Source organism: Trichococcus sp. (genome assembly GCF_049589555.1).
Lineage (GTDB): Bacteria > Bacillota > Bacilli > Lactobacillales > Aerococcaceae > Trichococcus.
In genome coordinates, this window is sequence record NZ_JBAWAZ010000150.1 from 1 (window position 1) to 1,641 (window position 1,641).

A 1,641-nucleotide genomic window follows, 5' to 3' on the forward strand; every position below is an offset into this window, starting at 1 on the left:
ATTAGTGCGGGGTTTTGTGTGCATTTTTTCAATGCGATGATTCTGTGTTTCAGGTAGCTGAACTCCGGCAAAGCCGCGGTGGTCGGAGGTGATAGTTTTTTAGGATTCTGTTCTCTTGCGAAGCCGTCCTTCGTCGGAACACACAATCGGTAGACAATGAATATTTTTTTTAATCGTAGTGTAATTTTGGTGAGTATAGTAAAATTGATAGTGAACTAATTATTTTGGGTAAATTGAAAAATGTTTCGCTAGCCCTTGATGAGCAGAGTGTTTCGCATCGGCAGCATGGGTTTTTTTCTCGGGCGGGGGATTTGTCGGTTAACCGGAAATTTTCGGGCACACATTTATCATTTTCCATTTGCGCGAAAACAAATAATGAACGGGATCGGAGGATTACGATGGGAGTTTTTGATTCTATCAAAGAAATGGTTACGCAAAAGCCGGTGGGTCTGAAGAAACCGGATTTCTACAAGGCCGACAGCGATGCGAAGAAGCAACTGGAGCGGTTGCAGCAGCTTTACGCCACCGCGCCGGACAGGGTGAAGCCGCGGATTGAGCGCGATATGAAGCTGCTCGCGTACGGCATTGCCGGGGAGGAGAGCGTCGCGTTTGAGCTGAACAACAGCTACCTGCCGATCGTCGTCCTGCACGATCTGCGCCTCGAGCACGAGGGATTGTCAGTGCAGATCGACTACCTCATCATCACCACGAAGTTTTGCCTCGTCGTCGAATGCAAAAACCTTTTCGGCAATCTTGAAGTGAACAGCCGGGGCGAGTTCATTCGCGAGCTGGACTTCAACGGAAAACGCAAAAAGGAAGGCATCTACAGCCCAATCACGCAAAATGTGCGGCATATGGAGATGATCAAACAGCTACGGCTAGGAAACAAGAAAAATCCCTTGATGCGGGTAGCACTCGAGAAATCCTTCGGTGATTTCCATAAATCCGTGATTGTTCTCGCTAATCCCAAAACGGTCATTAACCTGAAGAACGCTCCGAAAAATGTGAAAGATCAGATTATTCGGAGTGATCAGTTGATTGAGTACATCAAGAGATTGATCCGCGAAAGCAAGGATTTGGCGTCGTCGGAAAAAGAGATGTATGAGATGGCGGACTTTTTTGTGGGGTTGCATAAGGAGAATCCTGTTGGTTATACGGAGAGGTATTTGGTGGGTGGCGGATTTGAGCAGAGTGATGCAATTGTAGATAGCGAAGTGGATGGTGGAGTAGATGTTGCGGTTGATGAAACGCCGTTGTATCAGGCTTTGAAACAATACCGGTATGAGACCAGCAAAGCGGAAGGCATTAAAGCTTATTACATTTTCAATAATGCGCAGCTGGAGGCGTTGATTGCGGCTATGCCAAGAAGTTTGGAAGAGCTTAGGAAGATTTCTGGGTTTGGGGAAGTTAAGTGTGAGAAATATGGGGAGGAGATATTGGGAATTGTGCGGAGGTATAGGGAGTAGGTTCAATTCGTGGTCCCAAATTTTAAAATATCAATTTTTCCCATCCAAAAGACCCTCATAAATTTTATACTTTGAAAGGACCCGAATAGGTCTAGTTATTGTAAAAGGTTAAGTTAATAATGAATAACTGGGGGTATCGAGTACCTATCAAGTAAGGTATCGAGTAGATTTCAAC

The 1,641-nt window shown here is 45.4% G+C and carries 1 protein-coding gene; it reads left to right on the forward strand.

The window, feature by feature from the left end:
- The first annotated feature begins 398 nt into the window (after positions 1 to 398).
- Positions 399 to 1,466: an HRDC domain-containing protein gene (locus tag WBV27_RS05900; RefSeq protein WP_424200271.1), complete on the forward strand. Its 1,068-nt coding sequence runs from the start codon at positions 399 to 401 to the stop codon at positions 1,464 to 1,466.
- The last annotated feature ends 175 nt before the right edge of the window (positions 1,467 to 1,641 follow it).

What these genes read in the sequence shown, in the direction of transcription:
- WBV27_RS05900 (WP_424200271.1), top strand. Translation starts at nt 399, where the DNA reads ATGGGAGTTTTTGATTCTATCAAAGAAATGGTTACGCAAAAGCCGGTG.